At 72.8% G+C, this 25,181-nt stretch carries 11 protein-coding genes; 9 read left to right on the top strand and 2 right to left on the bottom strand.

Annotation, left to right across the window (positions count from 1 at the left end):
• The first annotated feature begins 1 nt into the window (after position 1).
• The 8 genes from JS756_RS36930 to JS756_RS23805 all read left to right on the top strand — a co-directional run bounded on the left by JS756_RS36930 (position 2) and on the right by JS756_RS23805 (position 21,431).
• Positions 2-8,416 carry a type I polyketide synthase gene (locus JS756_RS36930; protein WP_240204254.1) on the top strand — a complete coding sequence of 2,805 codons (8,415 nt, stop codon included), beginning with the start codon at positions 2-4 and terminating at the stop codon, positions 8,414-8,416.
• Positions 8,413-9,174 carry a thioesterase II family protein gene (locus tag JS756_RS23835; RefSeq protein ID WP_205385224.1) on the top strand — a complete coding sequence of 254 codons (762 nt, stop codon included), beginning with the start codon at positions 8,413-8,415 and terminating at the stop codon, positions 9,172-9,174. The genes JS756_RS36930 and JS756_RS23835 overlap by 4 nt, the downstream gene beginning before the upstream one ends.
• A 174-nt stretch (positions 9,175-9,348) precedes the next feature.
• Positions 9,349-10,176 (top strand): hypothetical protein, encoded by an 828-nt coding sequence (locus tag JS756_RS23830; protein WP_205385223.1) that lies wholly within the window; start codon positions 9,349-9,351, stop codon positions 10,174-10,176.
• A gap of 94 nt (positions 10,177-10,270) precedes the next feature.
• Positions 10,271-13,360, top strand: coding sequence for a non-ribosomal peptide synthetase (locus JS756_RS23825; RefSeq protein WP_205385222.1), 3,090 nt, complete (start codon positions 10,271-10,273; stop codon positions 13,358-13,360).
• A 16-nt stretch (positions 13,361-13,376) separates the two neighbouring features.
• Positions 13,377-14,201: a glycoside hydrolase family 16 protein gene (locus JS756_RS23820; RefSeq protein WP_205385221.1), complete on the top strand. Its 825-nt coding sequence runs from the start codon at positions 13,377-13,379 to the stop codon at positions 14,199-14,201.
• The gene (locus tag JS756_RS37840) at positions 14,198-15,712 is read left to right on the top strand and encodes a prenyltransferase/squalene oxidase repeat-containing protein (protein WP_205385220.1); all 1,515 of its coding nucleotides are present in this window, start codon (positions 14,198-14,200) and stop codon (positions 15,710-15,712) included. Before JS756_RS23820 ends, JS756_RS37840 begins: the two co-directional genes overlap by 4 nt.
• A gap of 557 nt (positions 15,713-16,269) precedes the next feature.
• A complete protein-coding gene (locus tag JS756_RS23810) occupies positions 16,270-18,363 on the top strand; it encodes a HelD family protein (protein ID WP_438817340.1) in 2,094 nt (697 codons plus the stop codon).
• A 248-nt stretch (positions 18,364-18,611) separates the two neighbouring features.
• A complete protein-coding gene (locus JS756_RS23805) occupies positions 18,612-21,431 on the top strand; it encodes an AAA family ATPase (RefSeq protein ID WP_205385219.1) in 2,820 nt (939 codons plus the stop codon).
• Here the strand turns inward: JS756_RS23805 and JS756_RS23800 are convergent.
• Positions 21,385-22,620, bottom strand: coding sequence for a cytochrome P450 family protein (locus tag JS756_RS23800; RefSeq protein ID WP_205385218.1), 1,236 nt, complete (start codon positions 22,618-22,620; stop codon positions 21,385-21,387). The two genes, JS756_RS23805 and JS756_RS23800, sit on opposite strands and share 47 nt — an antisense overlap.
• 215 nt (positions 22,621-22,835) lie before the next feature.
• Positions 22,836-24,332, bottom strand: coding sequence for an MFS transporter (locus JS756_RS23795; protein WP_205385217.1), 1,497 nt, complete (start codon positions 24,330-24,332; stop codon positions 22,836-22,838).
• 139 nt (positions 24,333-24,471) lie between these two features.
• Here JS756_RS23795 and JS756_RS23790 point away from each other — a divergent pair, with 139 nt between their 5' ends.
• Positions 24,472-25,116, top strand: a complete 645-nt coding sequence (locus JS756_RS23790) for a TetR family transcriptional regulator (protein ID WP_307790966.1) — start codon at positions 24,472-24,474, stop codon at positions 25,114-25,116.
• Positions 25,117-25,181 lie beyond the last annotated feature (65 nt).

Here is a 25,181-nt window from a genome sequence, read left to right as displayed (position 1 = left end):
CATGAGCAACCCCAACGACAAGGTCGTCGCCGCCCTGCGGGCGTCCCTCAAGGAGACCGAGCGGCTGCGGCAGCACAACCGTGAACTCACCGAGCGCGGCCGGGAGCCGATCGCGATCGTCGCGATGAGCTGCCGGTACCCGGGCGGGGTCCGCACCCCGGAGGGCCTGTGGCGGCTGGTGGCCGCGGGCGACGACGCGGTGTCGGAGTTCCCGACGGACCGCGGCTGGGATCTGGACGGGCTGTACGACCACGGCGGATTCCTGTACGACGCGGCCGAGTTCGACCCGGCCTTCTTCGGGATCTCGCCGCGCGAGGCCCTGGCCATGGACCCGCAGCAGCGACTGCTCCTGGAGACCTCCTGGGAGGCCGTGGAAAGGGCCGGCATCGACCCGCGGGCCCTGCGCGGCAGCCGTACGGGCGTCTTCGCCGGAGTCATGTACCACGACTACGGCACGCTGGTCGGTGAGTCGCCGGACGCTGTCGAGGGCTATGTCTACAACGGCAGCGCGGGCAGCGTCGCCTCCGGCCGGGTGTCCTACACACTTGGTCTTGAGGGGCCGGCGGTGACGGTCGACACGGCCTGTTCCTCCTCGTTGATCGCCCTGCATCTGGCCGTGCAGTCGCTGCGCAACGGCGAGAGCTCGCTGGCGCTCGCCGGGGGCGTGGCGGTGATGTCGACGCCGACGCTGTTCGACGAGTTGAGCCGGGGGCAGGGGCACGGGCTGGCGCCGGACGGCCGGTGCAAGGCGTTCGCGGACAGCGCCGACGGGACCAGCCTGTCGGAGGGCGTAGGCCTGCTGTTGCTGGAGCGGCTGTCGGACGCCCGGCGCAACGGCCACCCCGTACTGGCGGTGGTCCGTTCCACGGCGGCCAACCAGGACGGGGCGAGCAACGGCCTCACCGCACCCAACGGGCCCGCCCAGGAGCGAGTGATCCGGGAGGCGCTGGCCGCCGCCGGACTGACCGGCGCGGACGTCGACGCGGTCGAGGCCCACGGCACCGGCACCAGCCTCGGCGACCCCATCGAGGCACAGGCCCTCCTCGCCACCTACGGCCAGGACCACACCCCCGAACAGCCCCTCTGGCTCGGCTCGCTCAAGTCCAACATCGGCCACACCCAGGCCGCGGCCGGTGTCGGAGGAGTCATCAAGATGGTCATGGCCATGCGCCACGGCCTCCTCCCGCGCACCCTCCACGTCGACACCCCCTCCACCCACGTCGACTGGGACTCCGGCGCCGTATCACTGCTGACCGAGGAGCGGCCCTGGCCGGTCGTCGACCGGCCGCGCCGTGCGGCGGTGTCGTCCTTCGGTGTGAGCGGCACGAACACGCACGCCGTACTGGAGGAGCCTCCGGTGGAGGAGTCCTCCGAGGACGCGCCGGAGCGCGGGGCCGGGATGCCGGTCGTGCCGTGGGTGCTGTCCGCGAGGTCGGCGGAGGCACTGCGCGAACAGGCGGCACGGCTGACGGAGTTCGCGGGAAGCGCCGACCCGGTCGATGTGGGCTTCTCGCTCGCCACGGGGCGTTCGGCGTTCGAGCACCGGGCGGTGCTGCTGCACTCCGACGATGGGTTGGACACGGCCCTCGCGGCGCTCGCCGGGGACTCGGACGGCGCCCCGGGGCTGGTGACGGGCGCGGGTCACCGAGCCGCTCGCACAGCCTTCCTCTTCACGGGACAGGGCAGCCAGTACCCGGGGATGGGCCGGGAACTCCACGCCGCCCACCCGGTGTTCGCCGAGGCCTTCGACGAGATCTGCGCCTGCCTGGACCAACACCCCGAACGCCCGCTGCGCGAGGTCGTGTTCGCCGAGCCGGGCACACCCGAGGCGGCGCTGCTCGACCGGACGCGGTACACCCAGGCGGGTCTGTTCGCCGTGGAGGTGGCGCTGTTCCGGCTGGTCGAGGCGTGGGGGCTGCGGCCTGCCGCGCTGCTGGGCCACTCCGTCGGTGAGCTGGCGGCGGCGCATGTGTCGGGGGTGCTGACCCTGCCGGACGCGTGCGCGCTGGTCGCCGCTCGTGGCCGGCTGATGGAGGAGCTGCCGGCCGACGGGGCGATGGTGTCGGTGCGGGCCGCCGAGGACGAGGTGGCGGAGGTGCTGGCCGGTCGTACGGACCGGGTGTCGGTCGCGGCCGTCAACGGACCGCGGTCCGTCGTCGTGTCCGGCGACGAGGACGCGGTGCTCGCCGTGGCCGCCGAACTCGCCGAGCGGGGACGTCGTACCAAGCGGCTCAATGTCAGCCATGCCTTCCACTCGCCCCGTATGGACGCCATGCTGGAGGAGTTCCGGGCGGTCGCGGGGTCGCTGCGGTACAGCGATCCGCTGATCCCGGTCGTCTCCGATGTGACCGGTCGTACGGCGACCGCCGAGGAGCTGACCGACCCGGACTACTGGGTGCGCCATGTCCGGCAGGCGGTGCGTTTCGCCGACGGCATGAGAACGCTGGGCGAGCTGGGCATCGGCAGCTACCTGGAACTCGGCCCCGGCGGCGTGCTGTCCGGGATGGGCGAGGACTGCCTGCCGGGCGATGCGGTGGCCTTCGCCGCCGCGCTGCGCCGGGACCGCCCTGAGCCGATGTCGGTGGTGGAGGCGGTGGCGAGGGTGTTCGCCCGCGGTGCCCGCGTCGACTGGGCGGCGCTGTTCGCCGGCAGCGGCGCCCGGCGGGTGGATCTGCCGACCTACCCCTTCCAGCGGCAGCGCTACTGGCCGAAGGCCGCGTCCGGCGCGGCCGGGGACGTACGCTCGCTGGGCCTGGAGGCGGTGGACCATCCGCTGCTGGGGGCCGTGCTGGAGAGCGCGGACGGCGACGAGCTGCTGTTCACCAGCCGGGTCTCGCTCGCAGGCCAGCCGTGGATCCGCGGCCACCGTGTCGAGGGTGCCGCCCTGCTGCCCGGCACCGCGCTGGCGGAACTCGCCGTACGGGCCGGGGACCGGGCGGGTTGCCCGCTGCTGGAGGAGCTGACCCTCGAAGCACCGCTGGTGCTGCCCGAGGACGGCGGGCTACGGCTCCGGGTGCGGGTCGGCGCCCCCGACGAGTCCGGCCGGCGCTCCCTGACCGTGCACGCACGGCCCGACGGGGACGCGGCAGAGGACGGCCTGCCCTGGACGCGGCACGCCGGCGGCACCCTGAGCCCGGACCGCCCCGGCTCCGGCCCCGGACCGGACCTGAGCGGCGTGTGGCCGCCGGCCGGGGCGCAGCCGCTCGACCTCGACGGCCGCTACGAGCGGTTCCGGGAGAACGGCTTCGAGTACGGGCCCCAGTTCCAGGGGCTGCGGGCGGCCTGGCGGCTCGGTGACGAGGTCTTCGCGGAGGTCGCTCTGCCGGAGGAACTGGCCGGGGACGCAGCCGACTTCGAGCTGCACCCCGCCCTGTTCGACGCCGCGCTGCAGACGGTCGGCCTCAGCGGCCTGGCCGAGGACGGCGCGACGGCGCTGATGCCCTTCTCATGGCGGGGCGTACGCCTGCACGCCACGGGCGCGACGGTGCTGCGGGTGCGGCTGGCCGTGACCGGTCAGGACGAGGTACGGCTCGACGCCGCAGACGCCCTGGGCAGTCCGGTCCTGACGGTCGACTCGCTGGCACTGCGGCCGCTGTCCGGCGGGACGGCGGGCGCCGCTGTCGCGGCCGGTGTGCGGGACGCGCTGTTCCGCGTGGAGTGGGTGCCGGTCTCCACCGCAGAGGCAGAGGCAGAGGTGGCGGAGGCGGTCCGGCTGTCCGTCGGGGAGGGGCTTGCCGACCTTCCCGGCGCACCCGATGTCGTGGTCGCGCCTTGCCCGCCCGGTGAACGGGCGTCCCTGTACTGGGCGTTGGAGCTGGTACGGGGTTGGCTGGCGGACGAGAGGTTCGCCGACTCCCGGCTCGTGCTGCTCACCCGTGACGCCGTCGTCACCTCACCCGAGGACACCCCGGACCTGGAACACGCCTCCATCTGGGGCCTGATCCGCTCCGCGCAGGCCGAGCACCCCGACCGGTTCGTGCTCATCGACACCGACGGCCAGGACACATCCTCGATGCAGGGCGCTCTGAGCACCGGAGAGCCGCAACTGGCCGTCCGCGGGGGACGGTTCCTGGCGCCTCGGCTCGCCCGGTCGGTCCCCACGGGGGCCACGGCCTCCGTCTTCCGTCCCGACAGTACGGTCCTGATCACCGGCGCCACCGGCACCCTCGCCACCCACATCGCCCACCACCTCGTCACCCACCACCAGGTCCACAACCTGGTCCTCCTCTCCCGCCGCCCCGCCGACAACCTCGCCACAACCCTCACCGACCTCGGCGCGAACGCCACCGTCGTCACCGGCGACATCACCGACCCCGACACCGTCACACGCGCCCTCACCGAACACCCCGTCACCGCCGTCATCCACACCGCAGCCACCCTCCACGACGCCACCATCGACAACCTCACCCCCGACCAACTCGACACCGTCCTGAACCCGAAGCTCGACGGCGCCCTCCTCCTCCACCAGCTCACCACCCAACTCACCCCCGACCTCGACGCCTTCGTCCTCTTCTCCTCCGCAGCCGCCGCCTTCGGCGGACCCGGACAGGCCGCCTACGCCGCCGCCAACACCTTCCTCGACACCCTCGCCCACCGCCGCCGCACCAACGGCCAACCTGCACTCTCCCTCGGCTGGGGCCTGTGGGAAGACCGCAGCAGCATGACCGGCAACCTCACCGACACCGACCTCCACCGCATGACCCGCCACGGGGTGTCCGGGCTGTCCGCGGCCGAGGGGCTGGCGTTGTTCGACGCGGCGTGCGAGTCGGGCGAGTCGCATCTGCTGCCGATCCGGCTGGATGTCGCGGCCCTGGGGCGGTCCCTCGACGGGGAGCCCGTACCGGCGTTGCTGCGCGGGCTGGTCCGCCGCCCGGCGCGCCGTGCCGCCGCACGGGAGGGGGCGCAGCAGCAGGACCGGTCCCTGGCCGCCCGGCTGGCCGAGTTGGAGCCTGCCGAGCGCGTGGAGGTCGTGCTCGGCCTGGTGCGGCAGCACACCGCCGCGATCCTCGGGTATGCGGGCGCGGGCGGTGTCGAGGCCGAACTCAGCTTCAAGGACCTGGGGTTCGACTCGCTGACGGGTATCGAGCTGCGCAACCGGCTGGCCTCGGCCACCGGGCTGCGGCTGCCCGCCACGCTGGTGTTCGACCACCCGAGCCCGGGCGAACTGGCCCGGCACATCGTCACCGAGGCCGTCGGCGACGAGCCCGGCCCCGTGGCCGGCCCGGCGCGGCAAGGTGACCAGGACGAGGACGCGGTGGCCGTCGTGGCCATGGCCTGCCGCTATCCGGGCGGGGTGCGCACCCCGGAGGACCTGTGGCGGCTTGTGCACTCCGGCGCCGACGCGATCTCCGGGTTCCCCGACGACCGCGGCTGGGACACGGAGGCGCTGTACCACCCAGACCCGTACCACCCCGGCACGACGTACGCCGTGGAAGGCGGATTCCTGTACGACGCAGCCGAGTTCGACCCGGCCTTCTTCGGGATCTCGCCGCGCGAGGCCCTGGCCATGGACCCGCAGCAGCGACTGCTCCTGGAGACCTCCTGGGAGGCCGTGGAAAGGGCCGGCATCGACCCGCGGGCCCTGCGCGGCAGCCGTACGGGCGTCTTCGCCGGAGTCATGTACCACGACTACGGCACACAGGTCACCGAGGTGCCGGAGGGCCTGGAGGCGTTTCTCGGCAACGGCAGTTCGGGCAGCATCGCCTCCGGGCGGGTGGCGTACCACCTCGGCCTGGAAGGCCCGGCCATCACCGTCGACACCGCCTGTTCCTCCTCACTGGTCGCCCTGCATCTGGCCGTGCAGTCGCTGCGCAACGGCGAGAGCTCGCTGGCGCTCGCCGGAGGCGTGACCGTCATGACCACGCCCGGCACCTTCATCGGGTTCAGCCGGCAGCGGGGTCTGGCCCGCGACGGGCGGTGCAAGGCGTTCGCGGACTCCGCGGACGGCACCGGCTGGGGCGAGGGCGCGGGCGTCCTGCTGCTGGAGCGGCTGTCGGACGCCCGACGCAATGGCCACCCGGTGCTGGCGGTGGTGCGCGGCAGCGCGGTGAACCAGGACGGCGCGAGCAACGGCCTCACCGCACCCAACGGGCCCGCGCAGCAGCGGGTGATCCGCCAGGCCCTCTCCAGTGCCGGGCTGACCGGCGCGGACGTCGACGTGGTCGAGGGCCACGGCACCGGCACCAGCCTCGGCGACCCCATCGAGGCACAGGCCCTCCTCGCCACCTACGGCCAGGACCACACCCCCGAACAGCCCCTCTGGCTCGGCTCGCTCAAGTCCAACATCGGCCACACCCAGGCCGCGGCCGGTGTCGGAGGAGTCATCAAGATGGTCATGGCCATGCGCCACGGCCTCCTCCCCCGCACCCTCCACGTCGACACCCCCTCCACCCACGTCGACTGGAACTCCGGCGCCGTATCACTGCTGAGCGAGACCACCGAGTGGCCGGACACGGGCCGGCCCCGCCGCGCGGCCGTCTCCTCCTTCGGCATCAGCGGGACCAACGCCCATGTCGTGCTGGAGCACGCCGAGCCGGACCACAGCCCGGCCACGGAGGGCGAGCCGGGTGGTGTCGTGCAGCCGTGGGTGCTGTCCGGCAAGAGTGCGGCGGCCCTGCGCGCGCAGGCGGCGCTGCTGCGGGACTTCGTACGGGAGCGGCCGGAGCTGACCGCCGCGCAGGTCGGGCTGTCGCTGGCCACGACCCGGTCGGTGTTCGGGCACCGGGGTGTCGTGCTGGCCGATGATCCGGCGGACCGGCTCGCGGCTCTCGACGCGCTGGCCCGTGGCGAGGACTCGCCGTTCCTCGTGCGGGGTGCGGGCACGACCGGACACAAGGTCGCCATCCTGTTCTCCGGGCAGGGCACTCAGCGGCCCGGGATGTGCCGGGAGCTGTACGCCTCGTCGACGGAATTCACCGCGGCCTTCGACGAGGTCTGCGCGCAGTTCGGTCCGTTGCTCGAACGACCCCTGGCCGATGTGGTGTTCGCCGACTCCGGCACGCCGGAGTCGGAGCTGTTGGACCGTACCGAGTACGCGCAGCCCGCTCTGTTCGCCGTAGAGGTGGCTCTGTTCCGACAGTTGGAGGCATGGGGACTGCGGCCGGAGCTGCTCGCGGGGCACTCGATCGGTGAGCTGGCCGCGGCTCATGTCGCCGGGGTCTTCGATCTGCCCGACGCGGCGCAGCTGGTGGCGGCACGCGGCCGGCTGATGCAGTCGCTGCCCGACGACGGGGCGATGGCCTCGCTGCGGGCGGCGGAGGACGAGGTGCTGCCGCTGCTGGCCGGCCGGACGCACGAGTTGGGGGTCGCCGCGGTCAACGGGCCCTCGGCCGTGGTCGTCTCGGGCCGCGTGAGTGCCGTAGAGGAGATCGTCGCGCACTTCGCGGGTCTGGGCCGCAGGACCCGGCGGCTGCGGGTCAGTCACGCGTTCCACTCGCCGCTGCTGGACCCGATGCTGGAGGAGTTCGCGGCGGTCGCGCGTGAGGTGTCGTACCGGGCGCCACGCATCCCCGTGGTCTCGGACGTCACCGGGGAGACGGCTGCGGACGGGCTGCTGGAGGACCCCGGCTACTGGGTGCGCCACGCGCGTGAGGCGGTGCGTTTCGCCGATCAGCTCACGCATCTGGAGAAGGAGGGCGTGACCGCGTACGTCGAGGTCGGCCCGGACGCCGTGCTGGCCCCGATGGCCCGCGAGAGCCTCGGCGGCCATGCGCTGGTGGTGCCCGTCCAGCGCCGCGACCGTGCCGACGCCGTCGCGCTGGGCACGGCCGTCGCCGAGCTGCACGTCCACGGGGTGTCCCCGGACTGGAAGGCGGTGTTCGCCCCTACCGGCGCCCGTACGGTCGAGCTGCCCACGTACGCCTTCCAGCGCAGCGCGTACTGGCTGCCGTCCGGGCCGGCCGCGCCGCGGGCCTCGACGGCCATGCCCCGTGACGGTGACCTGGAGCGGCGCTTCTGGCAGGCCGTCGAGAGCCGGGATCTCGGTGGGCTGGCCACACTGCTCGACGTCGACTCCGCCCAGGAGGCCGACTCCCTCAACGCCGTGCTGTCGCTGCTGTCGGCGTGGGACCACGGCAGGGCTGCGGCCGACACGTCTCAGGACGCCCCGCTGCCCGAGGACGGCGACGACCTGGCGCGGGCACTGGCCGGGGCGTCCGAGCAGGAGCGGCCCGCTCTGCTGCTGGACGCGGTGCTGTCGGCCGCGGCCGCGGTGCTCGGGCATTCCGATCCGGATGCGCTCCCCGCCGACCAGGACTTCCTCGACGCCGGCTTCGCCTCGCTGACCGCGGTGGAGCTGAGCGGACGGCTCACCAAGGTCACCGGCATCGACCTGCCGCCCACGCTGGTCTACGACCACCCCACGCCGGCGGAACTCGCCGCGCACCTGCACGAGGAGATGAAGAGGACCGCGTCATGACCTCCACACGTCAAGAGAGCCCCTGGGTCCGCCGCTATCAGCAGGCGCCCGCCGACGCCGTCACCCTGGTGTGCTTCCCGCACGCCGGCGGCTCGGCCACGTCCTTCCATCCGCTGTCCCGGGCGCTGGCCGGGCGGCTGGACGTGGTGGCCGTGCAGTATCCGGGCCGTCAGGACCGGCATCGGGAGCCCGCCTTCGAGGATCTGCACGAGCTGGCCGACGCCGCCTACGAGGCGGTCGTCGAGGCCGTGGGCACCGACCGGCCGCTCGCCCTGTTCGGACACAGCATGGGCGCGTCGGTCGCCTTCGAGGTGGCCTTGCGGCTGGAGCAGCGGGCCGGTGTGAAGCCCGTCTCCCTGTTCGTGTCGGGGCGGCGGGCGCCGTCCCGGCATCGCAGCGAGGATCTGCACCGCAAGGGCGACGACGCTCTGCTGCGGGAGATCCGAGCCCTGGACGGCACCGCGCAGGCGGCGCTGGACGACGAGGACATCGTGCGGATGTTCCTGCCGTCGTTGCGGGCCGACTACAAGGCGATCGAGCGGTACCGCAGCGCGCCGGGCGCGACGGTCGGCTGCCCCGTCGTCGCGCTGACCGGCGACACCGACCCGAAGACCACCGTCGAGGAGGCCGGGGCCTGGCAGGAGCACACCACCGGCCCCTTCGACCTGCGGGTCTTCGACGGCGGTCACTTCTTCGTCTCGGAACGGACCGACGCGGTCGCCCGGGTCCTGTCCGGGCAGCTGGACCGGTTCCGGTGAGCACGGCCGCGCTGTCCGCCCACCCGCACCGGCCTGGGGTCGCAAGGGGTCGGCTAGGGGTTATCCGGGCCGGGAGGCGCACATAGCGTGACCGCGAATTCAACACCCTCGCCCGAAGCGGCGTACACGACCACAAACGCACTGTTTTCCACTGCACCTGGGGGAGCCCGAACCATGACCGAACCGCAGACGTGGCGGGTTCTCGGCAACGCGGACGCGCACGAGCTGGTGCTCGCCGTGGACTTCGACGCCACCGGCCGCGCCGAGGGCCGTTTCACCGATCTCGCGGCGGGTCTGGCCGGCCTGCCCTTCTCGATCTGGGAGACCGTTCCCCAGGAGGCGGGCACCGGCGCCGGTGGTACCGGTCCCGTCGAGCGGTGGCTGGAGGAGGTGGCCGCCGACGGCCGCCCGGTCCGCGCGGTGTTCGGCTTCTGCGTCGGCGGCGTCTACGCGGGCGCGATCGCGCAGCGCATCGCCGAACGGCAGGGCCGGGCGCCCGCGCTCGTGCTGTTCGACCCCGAGCAGTCCGGCCCGCTGACGCTCTACTCGCAGTTCCACAAGGTCCTCGACTCCATGTCCACCCTGCTGAGCGACGAGGAGACCGCGCAGGCGGCGGCCGAGGCGCGGCGGGCCCATGAGCAGCACACCGAGATGGCGCCGCTGGGCGCCGAACTCCTCGATGTGTACCGGCATACCGCCAAGCCAGTCTTCGACCGGCTGGAGCTGGACGAGAAGCGGCAGGAGGAGTTCACCGCGGTCTTCGCGTCGTTCGTGAGCTATCTGATCGCGGCCGCGGAGATCGACCCCCTGCGGGCGTGGCGGGAGGCCGTCGTCGTCACCTCCTCGTCGCCCACGAGCGGCCTGAACGGCTCCCGCGGAGCCGGGCAGGACATCGCCGTGGGCCGGGAGCTGCGCGTCGACGTCCCGCATGTCGATCTGCTGCGCGACCCGGGTGTCACCCGCACGGTGGCCGAGCTCCTCGGCACCGAGACGCGCGGCTGAGGGGCCAGGCACCTCCGCACTCGCATAGCCCTCGGGCGACTTTCGCGCATCTACGAACGCGAATCCACGGACGCGAATCTACGGAACGGTTGGAATGCCAGAAGCAACGCAACCCCGGTCCCTCCCGGCCGACAGCAAGGAGCACGCCCTCTGGCTCCTGGACGAGCTGGTGCCCGTCAAGGGCGTCAACAACCTCTCCGTCGCCCTCCAGGCCGACGCGGCCCTGCTCGGCCCCGCGGTCCAGGGCACGGTCGAGCTGCTGCTGCGCCGGCACGAGGCCCTGCGCACGGTGTTCCGGCAGGAGGAGGCGGGCCTCACCAAGGAGGTGCTCGACGCCGACGCCCTGCGGATCGAGATCGAGGAGCTGGCGGCGGAGCCGGGTGAAGTCGCCGCTGTCGTGGGCGAGTTCATCGCGCGGCCCTTCGACATCGACGGGCGGCCGCTGGTGCGGGCCGCGCTGGTGCGGTGCGCGGACGGTGACGCGTTCTGTCTCGCCGTCCATCACCTCGTCTTCGACACGGTCTCCGGCGCGGTCCTGCTGGACGAGTTCACCGCCGGGTACACGGCGCTGGCCGCCGGCGGCGAACCGCCCGCCGAACTGCTGGCCGCGCAGCCGCCGTACCGGGAGCCCGCTCCCCGGCCCGCCGCCGTCGAGTACTGGCGCGGGCAGTTGGCCGGGGCCGATGCCGCCGGGCTCGCCCTGTGGTGCGGCAGCGAGGACCTGCCCGAGCCGACCCTCACCGGCGACCAGGTCACCGCCGATCTGTCCCCGCGGGCGACCGAGGTGCTGCGCCGGCTGCAGAAGGAGCTGCGCGCGCCGGAGGCCGTGGTGCTGCTGGCCGCGTACGGGCTGCTGCTGGCCCGGCACGGCGCGGGGCCCGACCTGGTGGTGGGCACTCCGGTCAACGTCCGTGCGCGGGAGGCGTCCAGGGCGGTGGGCTACCACGTCAACACCCTGCCGATGCGCATCCCCGTCGACCTCGGCGGCGGCTTCCGGGGCCTGGTGCGCACGGCCCGCGACGCGTTCCTCGGGGCGGTCGCCCACGCCGATGTCCCGGTCGACGTCCTGACGCCGGAACTGCGCAGGGACGGAGGCGCCTCCTGGCGCAACACCGTCTTCCGGCATCTGTTCAACTACGTTCCCGACGACGGCCGTACGACCTTCCCGCTCGCGGACACCACGGCCCGCAGGCTGCCGGTGGAGAACGGGTTCAGCAAGTTCGACCTCGAGTTCTTCTTCCTGTCCTCCGCGGACCGGGTGAGCATCCGGGCCGCGTACTACACACAGGTCCTGGACCGGGCGGACGTACAGGGCCTGCTCGAACGCTTCGAGTCGCTGCTGCTCGCGGCCGCGGCCGGGCCGGACCTGCCGATGGGCGAACTCCCGCTGGCCGGTCCCTCCGACCGGGCGGTCCTCGCCGCCTCCAACGACACCGCGCGCCCGGTGGAGCCGGCCGATGTGCTCACGGCGGTGCGGGAGCGGGTGGCGCTGGCGCCGTCCGCGTCCGCCGTTGTGAGCGGCGGCCGCAGCACGACGTACGCCGAGTTGTGGGGGGCCGCCGAACACACCCGGGCCGTCCTCGCGGACGCCGGTGTCGGGGCCGGTGACATCGTCGCGCTCGCGGCGCCCCGCGGGCCCGCACTCGCGGCCGCGGCCCTGGGGGTGTGGCTGGCCGGCGCGGTGTATCTGCCCGTCGACCCGGAGCACCCCGTGCAGCGGCTGGCGTACGTCCTGGAGGACTCCGGGGCGCGGGCCGTGCTCACGGCGCCGGGCGTGGAGCTGCCCGAGGGGGTCCGGGCGCGTGTGCTGCCGCTGGAGCGGGTCGGGCAGGACGGGCCGCTCCCGGACACCTCGGCGAACGGGCCCGATCCGGACTCCTGCGCGTATCTGATCTATACCTCCGGTTCGACGGGGAAGCCGAAGGGCACCCTGATCAGCCACCGCAGCCTCGGCAATGTGGTGCAGCACTTCGCCGAGGAGCTGAAGGTCACCGCGGAGGACTCCGTGCTGTGGCTGACCACGTTCGCCTTCGACATCTCCGCGCTGGAGCTGTTCCTGCCGCTGGTCTGCGGCGGGCGGCTGGTCGTGGCCTCCGACGAGGCCCGCACCGACGGCCGTGCCCTGCTCGGCGAGGTCGTCGCGCACGACGTCGGCATCGTGCAGGCCACCCCGACGACCTGGCGTGTCGTCGCCGACGCGGCCGACGGCCGGCTCGCGGGCAGGCGCCTGGTCTGCGGCGGGGAACCGCTGCCGCCCGCGCTGGCCCGCACCCTCGCCGCCTCGGGCGGCTCCCTGCTCCATGTGTACGGCCCGTCCGAGACGACCATCTGGTCCACCTCGGGCCCGGTGCCGGCCGACGTGGACCGCGTGGACGTGGGCCGCCCGATCGCCAACACCCAGGTGTTCATCGTCGACCCGGACGGCCGGGAGCTGCCGGTCGGGGTGCAGGGCGAGCTGTGCATCGCCGGGGCAGGTGTCGCGCTCGGCTACCACAATCGCCCTGAGCTGACGGCGGAGCGCTTCGCGGACCATCCCGTGTACGGGCGCCACTACCGCACCGGCGATCTGGCCCGGCTGCGGCCCGACGGCACTGTCGAGCTGCTGGGCCGGACCGACCGTCAGATCAAGCTGCGAGGCCATCGCATCGAGCTGGGCGAGGTGGAGGCGGTACTGCTCGGCCATCCGGGCATGCGGGATGTCGCCGTGGTCGTGGTCGGCCGGGGCGGGGCGGACGCGGCCCTGGTCGCTTTCGTGGAGTCCCCCGACGGCCTGGACGCCGCCGGGCTCACGGCTCATGCCCGGTCCCTGCTGCCCTCCGCCGCCGTACCCCAGGAGATCGTGGTGCTCGAGTCGCTGCCGACCACCGCCAACGAGAAGCGGGATCATCTCGCGCTGACCCGTCTCGCCGAGCAGCGCCGTGCCGAGCGCAGTCCGGCGGCCGAGGCCGTGCCCGAAGCGCAGTCGGGTACGGCCGGGCAGTTGCTCGCGCTGTGGCAGACCACGCTCGGCCGGACCGACATCGGCCCGGACGCCAACTTCTTCGACAGCGGCGGGCATTCGCTGCTCGGCGCGCAGCTCGTGCAGCGCATCGAGAAGACGCTGGGCGTGCCGGTGCGGCTGACCGACCTGTTCGCCCATCCCACCCCGCTCGCCATGGCCGAGCGTCTCGAAGCCGGAGCCTGAGAAAGCAATGGAGACCGTGAACCAGAAGCACGCCACCGCCCCGTCCGCCGGAACCGTACCGCCGTCGTCGTGGCGGGTCCTGTGGCAGGACACCTTCGACGGGCCGGCCGGTTCGCCGCCCGACCCCGCCCTGTGGCAGGTCGTCACCGGGCAGCCGTTCGGCGCCGGCATCGAGTTCCACACGGACGACCCCGCGAACGTCGGCCTCGACGGGGCCGGGCATCTGAGGATCACCGCCACGCACGAGGACGGGGAGTACCGGGCGGCGTGGCTGGAGACCCTGCGCGAGGACTTCGTGCCGCGTCCCGGCGGTGCGCTGCGCCTGGACGCCCGGGTGAAGACCGCGGCGGGCCCCGGCCTGGACTGTGCTCTGTGGGCGTGGGGCACTCAGCTGCGCCACCGGGGAGACGAGGACCCGGTGCAGGCCTGGTACCGGGCCGGGGAGATCGACGTCCTGGAGGCGCTGGGCTCGGAGCCCGACTCGGTGTGGGGTGCCGTGCACTCCCCCGAGTGCCACCAGATCCCCTCCCTCGGCATGGGCGCGCGCACCACCACCGAGGAGGGCAGTGCGCTCAGCGAGGACTTCCACACCTACTCGGCGGTCTGGCGGCGCGGCCCCGACTCGATCACCTGGTACCTGGACGGCCGTGAGTATCTGCGGCTGACCCCCCAGGACACCACCCCGAAGGGCTGGCTGTTCGACCAGCGGGTGTACTTCTGTCTGGCGATCATCATCGGCAGCCCGGGCGGCCCGGTCCTGCCGGGCGACCCCGACCCTTCCACGCTGCCGTCGTCGCTGCTCGTCGACAGCATCACCGTCTCCGAGGAGATCCCGGCGTGACCGCGGGCCCCGATCTCGACGCGCTCGTCGCGGAGCTGGTCGACCGGGTGCTGGACGATCCGACCGGCGCGCTGGGTCCCTCGGTGTACGAGACGGCCCGGCTGGTGTCCCTGGCCCCCTGGCTGGACGGCGACACCGCCCGGGTCCGTCATCTCCTGGACGAGCAGCGGCCCGACGGCAGCTGGGCCGGGCCCGACGGGTACGCCCTCGTGCCGACGCTGAGTGCGACGGAGGCGCTGCTCGCCGTGCTGGGCCGGGAGGGCGAGACGCCGCCGCTGCCGCGTGCCGGTCTCGCCGAGGCCGCGCGTCGGGGACTCGCGGCGGCGGCCGCTCTGGTGGCCCGGCCGGTGCCGTCGACGGTCGTGTTCTTCATGCTGATCCCGGCCCTGGTGGAGGGCGTCAACGCCCGTCTCGCCGTCCTCGGGGACGCGGCGGCTCAACCGCTGGCGCTGCCGCACGGGTTGACCGACGACGCACTGCGCGCGTTGCGCGGCGGCGCCTGGCGCAATCCGCTCGCCGGTCACTATCTGGAGATCGTCGGCCCGGCGGCCGTCGGCGCCGCGGAGATGGAGCCGGTCGACGGGGTCGTCGGCTGTTCCGCGGCCGCCACGGCGGCCTGGCTCGGCCCGCGCGAGCCGGCCGATCCCACGCATCCCTCGCTACGTTTCCTGCGGCGGGCCCAGGAGCAGGGCGGCGGCCGGGTCGCCGCGATGACCTCGCTCGTCTTCTACGAACGCGCGTGGATCGCCGGCAACCTGGCGACTGCGGGGGTGCCGCGCGAGGTGCTCGCCGAGCTGCTGAAGGAACTGCCGGGCGACGTCGGCCGGTCGGGTGCCCCCACCGCGCCGGGATTCGCGTACGAGGCGGAGACCAGCGCGATCGTCCTCGCGGCCCTGGCCCACCTGGGGGCACCCCAGGAGCCCGCGTACCTGTGGCAGTACGACGCGGGCGGCCACTTCATGTCCACGATCCCGGAGCACGAGCCCTCCACGACCACCAACGCCCACATCCTGGAGGCCCTGGGCTGCCACCTGGTCGGCGATCCCGTCGACGCCGACCGCTACCGGGACGCCGTGGCCCGGATCGCGACATGGCTGCGCAACCGCCGGCACCCGGACGGCAGCTGGTCCGACAAATGGCACGCCTCGCCCTACTTCGCGACGATGCGCTGCGCCCTGGCCCTACACCGGTATGCCGGCCCGGACACGGCCGACACGCTGCGCGGGTCCGTGGCCTGGCTCCTGGAGCAACAGCGCGAGGACGGCTCCTGGGGCCGCTGGGAGGGCACAGCCGAGGAAACCGCCTACGCGGTGCGCACCCTGCTGGAACTGACCGCCGACACCCCCTCGGAGCAGGCGGCCGAGGCCGTGCAACGGGGCTGCGCCTTCCTCCTGGAACACGGCCTGAACGTGGAACGCCACCCCCCGCTGTGGATCGGCAAGGAACTCTACGCACCCGCCCACCTGGTGCGCGCGGCAGTACTGGGAGCCCTGCTCGCGGCCCGACGATGACCGCGGCCTCCGCCGGGCCCGGCCCTGGGCCGCAAGGCCCGGCGGAGACCAGGCGCCGGCCGACCCTTACCCAAGTGGCGGCCCCTCGGTGCACCCAGGCCGCCCCCACCGGCGCGGCACCCGGGCCGCCGCCCGGCGCGGCCCCGATGCCGCCATCTCGGTCGGCACCCGCGCGGACCGAGGCCGCGGCCCGGCGGAGACCGCCCGGCCGTTCCCCGGTCTCGCCCCTCGGTGCCACAGGCGCCGTCCCGGCGCTGACCCAGGGGCACGACCCAACGGGATCATGCGCCACCAGGGCTGCCCCAGGTCACGCCCCCTCGGTGCCCCTCGCCGCCCGGCGAAGACCCAGGCCGCAGCTCGGCGTTGCCTCAGGCCCGGCCGGCGCTGACCGAGGTCCGGGCCCGGCGGAGAACCGATCAGCACCCAGCCCTCCCCCACTCCGCCAATAACACAACTCAGCCAGTGAATTAACCCGGTTCAGTTATGCTGTGACCCGGAATTCGCCGACCGGTCCCGCCGGGCGGCGCGCAAGACCGTCACTTCGGAAAGGTCGATCGATGACGTCACACGTCCGGGACACGTACGGCACCCAGGAGGCCGTCGGACTCGACGACGAGCTGGCCCTGGAGCGTGCGTACGTCGCGATGTGCCGCGAGGCGATGACCCGCCAGGTGGACGATGCCCAGTACCAGGTCGTCGCGGGCGAGGACGTGTCGGGCGACGGCGCGAGCGCCGAGGCGCTGGGCCGCTATCTGCGCACCCGGGCGCGGCAGATGGCGGAGGAGCCCGACAGCCCGCTGTTCTTCGGCCGGCTCGACTTCGAGGACACGGAGGACGCGGGGGACCACCGACGGCAGCGGTACTACATCGGCCGCAGGCGGGTCTCGGAGCACCCGGCCGCACCGCCGCTGGTGATCGACTGGCGTGCGCCGGTCTCGCGCACCTACTACCAGGCGAGCGCCCTGGAGCCGCGCGGAGTCGCGGTGCGGCGGCGCTTCGGGTGGGCGCCCTGGAGCCATGGCGCTCCGGAGGACCTCACCGGACTGGAGGACGAGCACCTCGACCACGTCCGTGGCGAGGGCGACGGTGACGCGGCGAGCGCGATCGTCGCGGCCGAGATCGAGCGGCCCAGGCTCGGCCCGATGCGTGACATCGTCGCCACCATCCAGCCGGAACAGGACAACCTGGTCCGCAGCGAACTGAGCGAGTCGGTGTGCGTGCAGGGCGCGCCGGGCAGCGGCAAGACCGCCGTGGGCTTGCACCGCGCGGCGTTTCTCCTCTACACGTTCCCGGAGCGGCTGCAGCGCAGCGGTCTGCTGATCATCGGCCCGAACCGCACCTTCCTGCGCTACATCTCCGAGGTGCTGCCGTCGCTGGGCGAGATCGACATCGCCCAGCTCACGGTGGAGGACGTGGTGGCCCGGCACCCGGTCAAGCGGGTGGACGGGGAGGACGTGGGCGTGCTGAAGCACAGCGACCGGATGGCGACCGTCCTGGAGCGGGCCCTGTACGCCCGGGTGAGGCACCCGGAGGAGTCGATCGCCGTCACCGACGGGTCGTACCGCTGGCGGGTCGACTCGTACGACCTGGCCCGCGTCATCGACGAGGTGCGGGGCATGGGGGTGCCGTACGGCGTCGGGCGCGAGCATGTGCGTTCGCGGGTGGTGACGCTGATCCAGCAGCAGGCCGAGCGGCGGGCCGGGCCGAAGAGTGTCACCTGGGCGCGGAAGATCGGCCGTTCGAAGCCGGTCGCCGCGCTGCTGGAGGCCGCGTGGCCGGTGGCGCGGCCGGAGGAGGTCGTGGCCGCGCTGCTGAGCGACCCGGCGGTGATGGAGGAGGCGGCGGACGGCGTGTTCGACGCGGCCGAGCAGCGGGCGCTGCTGTGGGCCAAGCCGCCGCGGTCGGAGAAGAGCGCGACCTGGTCGGTCGAGGACATGCTGCTGCTCGACGAGGTCGCGGGGCTCATCGAGCGCCCCGAGGGCTTCGGGCATGTGGTCGTGGACGAGGCCCAGGACCTGTCGCCCATGCAGTGCCGGGCGATCGCCCGCCGCAGCGCGTTCGGGTCCCTCACGGTGCTGGGCGACCTGGCCCAGGCGACGGCGCCCTGGTCGGCGCGGTCCTGGCAGGAGCAGTTGACGTATCTGGGCAAGGCGCAGGCCACGGTCGTCCCGCTGACCACCGGCTTCCGTGTCCCGGCGGCGGTGATGGAGCTGGCCAACCGGCTGGTGGGGGCCCTCGGTGTGGATGTGCCGCCGGCCCGTTCGCTGCGTCATGACGGCGAGTTGACGGTCAGCGAGGTCGACGACGTGGCGGCCGCCACGGTGTCCGCGGTGCGTGCGGCGCTCGACCGCGAGGGGTCGGTCGCCGTGATCGCCGCCGACGAGGCGGTGGCCGCGGCCTCGGCGGCGCTGCGCAAGGCGGGCATCGAGACGGCGACCGCCGATGAGGTCGGCACGGCCGCCCAGGTGACCGTGCTGCCCGCGACGGTCGTCAAGGGCCTGGAGTACGACCATGTCGTGGTGGTGGAGCCGGCCGCGATCGTCGAGTCCGAGGCGCGCGGACTGCACCGGCTCTACGTCGTGGTGACGCGTGCGGTGTCCCGGCTGGACGTCCTGCACGCCCGGCCACTGCCGGAGCCGCTCGTCGCCTGACCGCGCCGATGTGACCGAGATGTGCGGCCCGGGGACTCCCCCGGGCCGCATTTTCTTTACGGCTGTTTGACGAACTCCACGGCGGATCATTGCCCTCGGATCGGATGTTGGCCGGATTTCCGTTCCCGACGGTCGCACTTGCGTCAAATCGCTGTGGTGATAGTCACTGATAGTTCAGTGGACTCCCTGAAGTTGCAGGATGGCTGAAGACATACTGAAGCCTCGGCACCATAGGGAGCATCTTGCGGATGTCCATCGTCGGACGGGACATACAACTCACCCAATTGCATGACCTGCTGACCGCACGCGACCGCGGAGCGGGTCCGATCGCCCTGGTCAGTGGCCCTGCGGGGGTCGGCAAGACGGCCCTCCTGCATGAATTCACCCAGCACGCGGCGAAATCCGGGTCGCTCGTCCTGAGGGCGGCCTGCTCACCGAGGGAACGCTCCAACGCATGGGGCGTCGTCCACCAACTCCTGTGGCACACGGGACGATTCAAAGGAGCCTCACAGCATACGAGTGACACTCTCGCGGCCGTCGGCCGCAGCCTCGCGGCGGTCACCCGCGCCCCGGAAGGCGAACTCGACAAGTCGATGGACGAATTCTGCGCGGCCGTCATGGAATTGGCCGACGAGCAACCCCTCGTCCTCGCCGTGGACGACTTCCACGAGGCGGACCCCGAGTCGCTGGGCTGCCTCGGCCATCTGGCCCGCCGTATGGTCGCCTCGCGCGTCCTGGCGGTGTTCACCGACCGGCCGGGTGCCCTGCCTCCGTACTCCGCCGCGCGCGCCGAGTTCGCCCGCCAGCCCGGCTTCCATCAGCTGCGGGTGCCTCCGCTGACCACGGACGACATCCGGCTGCTGCTGTTCGACCGGCTGGGCGTGCCGGTGGACGAGGCCGACGCCGAGGAGTTCCATGCGCCGAGCGGCGGCAGCCCGCTGCTGGCGCGGGCGCTGATCGAGGACACGCGCAATGCCCTGAACGGCACGGAGGTGGCCGCTTCCCGGCCGGTCGCCGGGGAGATGTTCGACTCCGCCGTCGCCGACTGTGTGCACCGCGTCAGCGCGCCCGCGGCCGATCTCGCCCGGCATCTGGCGGTGCTGGGACCGGACGCCCTGACGGTGCTGCTCGATCGCAACAGCGCCAGTCCGCCCACCCGGCTCTTCCAGGAGCTGACCCAGGCGGGCCTGCTGGCGGGCCCGGGGCTGCGCCATCCGAGGATGCGCACGGTGCTGTGCGGTGAGGTCTCCGCGGAGGAACGGGCCCGGCTGCACGGGCGTGCCGCGGTGCTGCTGCACGACAACGGCGCGCATCCGGCCACGGTGGCCGAGCACATCGTGGCCGCGGGAGGTATCGCGGAATCCTGGGCACCCCCACTGCTCCGGGAAGCCGCGGCCGAAGCGCTCGCCCACGACGAGTTCCCCAAGGCGATGCGGCTGTTCGACCTGGCCCACGCCATCTGCCCGGACGGGCCGCTGCGGGCGTCGATCCTGTTCCAGCGCACCCTGTCCGCCTGGCAGGTCGACCCGGCCAAGGCCATGCGCCGGCTGCCGGAACTCAAGGAGGCTCTGGAGGCCGGGCATCTGACGGCCACCTCGGGGGCGATGTCCCTGATCAAGAACCTGGTGTGGCACGGCTATGTGGACGAGGCCGCGGACGTACTGCGCCTGGTCGACCGGCAACTGGCCGACGATCCGGGCGAGCAGGGCGTGGAGGAGGTCAGGGCGCTGCAGCAGTGGCTGTCGGTGCTGTGCCCGCCGTTCCACCGGCGCATGTTCGGCGATGTGTCCCTGGATGTCGCCGACGAGATCGCCCCGGCGGCGATCGCCGCGCAGCCGCGTCTGCACGCGGCGACCGCCCTGTCCGTCGTCCTGCGGGGCGGTGAGCCGGAGCCCGCGGTGGTCGGGGCCGCGCATGTGCTGGAGATGTCCAGTCTGACGCCGACGCTGGAGACCATTCCGCTGGCGCTGATGACGCTGTACTACGCCGACCGCACGGAACAGGTCGACGCCTGGTGCACCACGCTGCTGGAGGCGGCCCGGGAGCGGAACATCCCTACCTGGGACGCGCTGCTGTCCTCGCTGCGGGCGGCGAACCTGATCAGGCAGGGCCGGCTGCTGGAGGCCGAGAAGCACAGCGAACTGGCGCTGTCCCGGATGTCGTCGCGGGGCTGGGGGCTCAGCATCGGTATGCCGCTGGCGAGTTCGGTGTTCGCGCTGACCGCGATGGGCCGCTACGACGAGGCGCGGGCCCGGCTGAGCCGGCCGGTGCCCGAGGCGGTGTTCGAGACGCTGTTCGGCCAGCACTACCTGTACGCCCGGGGTCGTTTCCATCTGGCCACGGGGCGTCTTCAGGCGGCTCTCGGTGACTTCCTGGCCTGCGGGAAGGCCCTGGAGAGCTGGGGGGTGGGCGACACCACGCTCATCCCGTGGCGCACCGGGGTGGCCGAGGCCCGGCTGCGGCTGGGCGAGCCGGACCAGGCCGTCACCTATCTGCGGGAGGAACTGGCCCGGCACAAGGGCTGCCCGAGGGTGCACGGAAACGCCCTGCGGCTGCTGGCCTCGACGATGGAACCCCGGCAGCGGCTGCGGGCGCTGCGGGAGGCGGTGGACGAACTCCAGGACTCCGGCAGCGACTTGCTGCTGGCGCACGCCCTCGGTGATCTGGGCCGCGTCTACCACCTGCTGGGGCAGTCCAACCGGGCCCGGGTGATCGTACGGCGTGCCTATCGGATGGCGAAGAAGTGCCATGCCCAGCCGCTCGCGCAGAACCTGCTGCCCGACGCGGAGCGGGCGGCCGACGGCCGGGCCTGCGCGACCGGGCACGAGGCGTCCGAGCAGGTGCACGACGTGCTGTCGGAGGCCGAGTTGCGGGTCGCCGCGCTCGCGGCGGAGGGGCACACCAACCGCGAGATCGCGCGTCGGCTGTTCATCACGGTCAGCACGGTCGAGCAGCACATGACACGTGTCCTGCGCAAGCTCAACCTGTCCCGCCGTGACGAACTGCCGCAGGGGCTGGACTCTATGGGCGGTTCAGCCGCACCGGCAGTGAGTGGAGCCCGCGGATGAGCGTGCTGGTGCGCCAGCGCACGTCGTCGGGGTCGATGGCGAGACGCATGGCGGGGTATGTGTCGAGCAGGGCGCCGAACGCCACCTGCGCCTCCATCCTCGCCAGCGGTGCGCCGAGGCAGTAGTGGATGCCGTGCCCGAAGGCGACATGGCCGCCGGTGGGCCTGCGGACGTCCAGTGTGTGGGGATCGCCGAAGCGCTCCGGGTCCCGGTTGGCGGACGCCAGTGCGAGCAGCACGAAGTCGCCGGCCGGGATCTCGGTGTCGCCGATGCGCAGGTCCTCGGTGGCGCAGCGGAAGGTGGCGTGCTTCAGCGGGCTCTCCAGCCGCAGGAACTCCTCCACGGCGCCGGGCAGCAGGGAGCGGTCCTGGCGCAGCGCCTCCCACTGCTCCAGGTTCCGCATCAGGTGCAGGGTGCCGTTGCCGAGGGTGTTGACGGTGGTCTCGTGGCCGCCGATGAACAACAGGAAGGCCATCGAGACCAGTTCGGTCTCGGTGAGCCGGTCGTCGACGTCACGGGCCGAGACCAGGGCGGCGAGGACGTCGTCGGTGGGCGTACGGCGCTTGCGCTCGATCAGCTCGCCGAGGTACTCGATCATCGCGGTCGAGGCGGCGGCGGTCGCGGCCGGCGAGTCGCCGGAGACGAGCGCCTTGGACCAGGACTTGAAGTTCTCCTGCTCCTCCAGCGGCACGCCCAGCAGCAGACAGATCACCCGGATCGGCAGGAGGAACGCGAACGCGTCCAACAGGTCCACGGTGTCGTCGTCCGGCAGCGCGGCGAGCAGTTCGCCGGTGATCTGCTCGATCTCGGGGCGGAGCTTCTCGATGGCGCGGCTGGTGAAGGCCTTGTTGACCAGCTTGCGCAGCCGGGTGTGGTCCGGCGGGTCCGAGTGCAGCATGTGGGTGGCGAGGGCGGAGGAGAAGGCGCCGCGCTTGTTGCGGTCGGGCTCGTTCTGCGCGAACAGCCGGTCCGTCCTGTTCAGGTCGGTGCTCAGCCGGGGGTCGGCAAGGGCGGAGCGCACTTCCTCGTAGCCGGTGATCAGCCAGACCGGCAGGCCGCCGCAGACGGGAACCCCGGGAGGCATCATCACCCGGTGCGCCGAGCCTTCGGCGTTCAGGCGCGCGTACACGGAGTGGGGGTCCTGCATGAACGCGTCGTCGAGTTCCAGCGGGACTGAATCCTGAATCATGGGCACATCCTCGGAAATGACGGCCACGGGCCGTTCACGGGTCGCGCTGAGCCTACGTACGCCCCCGCCCCGACGGCGTTGATCCACGGTCGGAAGAGGGGGTGTAGGGGCCTGATAGGGGCCGCCCGCCGGGTCTGACGGTCAGTCTCGACGGGCGGCCTGAGCAGCCACCGGGCCGGGGGAGGTACCCGCGGCTGCTGGTCTTCGGGGCGGGGTCAGCTGCTGGGCGCCAGATCGCCTTCCGCGGTCCGGGCCTGCTCGGCGGGGGCCTGTGCGGGCCTGCGCAGATCGATGGTGATCAGCAGGCCGGCGAGGAGCGCGGCGACGCCGGTGATGCCCGCGGCCCACAGGCTGGCGAGGGCGTAGCCGTGCACGGTCGCCTCGGTGACGGCCCGTTCGCCGCGGCCGCCGGAGGCGATCCGGTCGGCGGTGACGCTCGTGGCGATGGCGTTGAGGAGCGCCGTGCCGATGGAGCCGCCCAGCTGCTGGGAGGTGCTGACGAACGCGGACACGACACCGACCTCCTGCGGCGGCACCCGGTAGGTGGCGGCGCTGATGCAGGGCGAGATGACCAGTCCGACGCCGATGCCGAGGAGGATCTGGGTGGGCATCAGGGTGGAGGCGTAGGAGCTGTCGGGGGTGAGCCGGCCGAGGTTCAGCAGGCCCAGCATCGCGATGAGCAGGCCCGGCACCACCAGCATGCGCAGCGGTACGCGGGGCACCAGCCGGGCGGCGATCTGGGTGGAGGTGAGCACGGTCGCGACGGTCGCCGGCAGGATCGCGAGGCCCGTACGCAGCGGCGAGAAGTCCATCACCACCTGGAGCTGGTAGGTGAGGATCAGGAAGAGGCCGAACAGGCTGACCATGGCCAGCGCGATGGTCAGGCTCGCTCCCGCCCGGTTGCGGTCGGCGACCAGCCGCAACGGCAACAGCGGGACCGGCCCCTTGGCCTGGGCCAGGCCGAACGCGGCGAGCAGCACCAGTGCGGCGGCGAGGCAGCCGAGGACGCGGGCCGAGGTCCAGCTGTGGGTCGCGGCTTGGTCGAAGGCGTAGACGAGGGAGAGCATCCCGAGGGCTGAGAGCACCGCGCCGGGTACGTCGATCCGCTGGCGGTTGGCGGGCATGGCCGGCAGCAGCAGCCAGGCCCCGGCCGCCACAGCCGCGCCGATCGGGACGTTGACGTAGAAGCACCAGCGCCAGTCGAGCCACTCGGTGATCACACCGCCGCCGAGCAGTCCGATGGCGCCGCCCGCGCTGGCGACCGAGCTGAAGACGCCGAACGCCTTGGCGCGTTCCCGCGGTTCGGTGAAGGTGGTGGCGAGCATGGCCAGGGTCGAGGGGACGAGCAGCGCGGCGAACACGCCTTGGGCCGCGCGGGCGGCGACGAGCACCTCGGCGTTCGGCGCGGCGCCGCCCACGACCGACGCGGCGGCGAAGCCGACGGCCCCGGCGATGAACGCGCGCTTGCGGCCGACGAGATCGCCGACGCGCCCGCCAAGCAGCAGCAGCGCGCCGAAGGCGAGGGTGTAAGCGGTCACCACCCACTGCCGGCTCGCGTCCGACATCCCGGTGTCCTGCTGGGCCCAGGGCAGGGCGATGTTCACGATGGTCATGTCCAGCATGACCATCAGCTGGGCCAGGGCGATCACCCCCAGCCCCCACCACCGGTAGCGCACCGACCTCTCGGTGGAGGCCGCTGTTGCCTGTGCCATGTCCTGCCCGTCCTTCCGTCAGCCCGGGCGGCAGCCCGTCCGTCTTCCGCGGCGGACACTAGAGCAAATTTCTTAACCAAGTCAATTCACAGACTCGGTCACCTGATTGCCCCGGTAAGGGATGTGCTAGGATGGCCTGGTGAATGCGCCGATGGGCTTGCGGGAGCGCAAGAAACAGCGAACGCGAGAGACGATCTCCGACACGGCGATCACGCTCTTCCTGGAGCACGGGTTCGACCAGGTCTCGGTCGTCGACATCGCGGCGGTCGCCGAGGTCTCCAAACCCACGCTGTTCAAGTACTTCCCCACCAAGGAAGACCTGGTCGTCCACCGCTTCGCCGACCACCAGACGGTGGCCAGCAGCGTCGTGGCCGAGCGGCCGCCCGGGGTGTCCGCGATCGACGCGCTGCACCAGCACTTCCTGGACGGGCTGGCGGCCCGGGACCCCATCACGGGGCTCAACGACGACGAGGACGTCCTGGCCTTTCACCATCTCGTGTACTCCACGCCGAGCCTGGTGGCGCGCGTCAGCAAGTACCTGGCCCAGGCCGAGGACGCGCTGGCCGAGACCCTGGCCGGCGCGCTCGACTCGGACCGCGAGATCACCGCGGCCCTGCTGGCCGGCCAGGTGATCGCCACCGAGCGCATCCTGGCGTCGGTGAACTGGCGGCGCATCGTCGCGGGACGGTCCGCGGACGAGGTCCACCCCGAGGCGGTCGCCGACGCCGATCACGCCTACGCCCTGCTGCGCCACGGCCTGGCGGGCGTCGCCCCGCGGAAGTAGGAACGACGACGAAGGCGCCGCCTCTTCGGAGGCGGCGCCTTCGTCGTGCTCCCGTCCTACGGCGG

Source organism: Streptomyces actuosus (assembly GCF_016921115.1).
GTDB classification, from domain to species: domain Bacteria; phylum Actinomycetota; class Actinomycetes; order Streptomycetales; family Streptomycetaceae; genus Streptomyces; species Streptomyces actuosus_A.
This window is presented reverse-complemented; position numbering and strand designations above follow the sequence as displayed.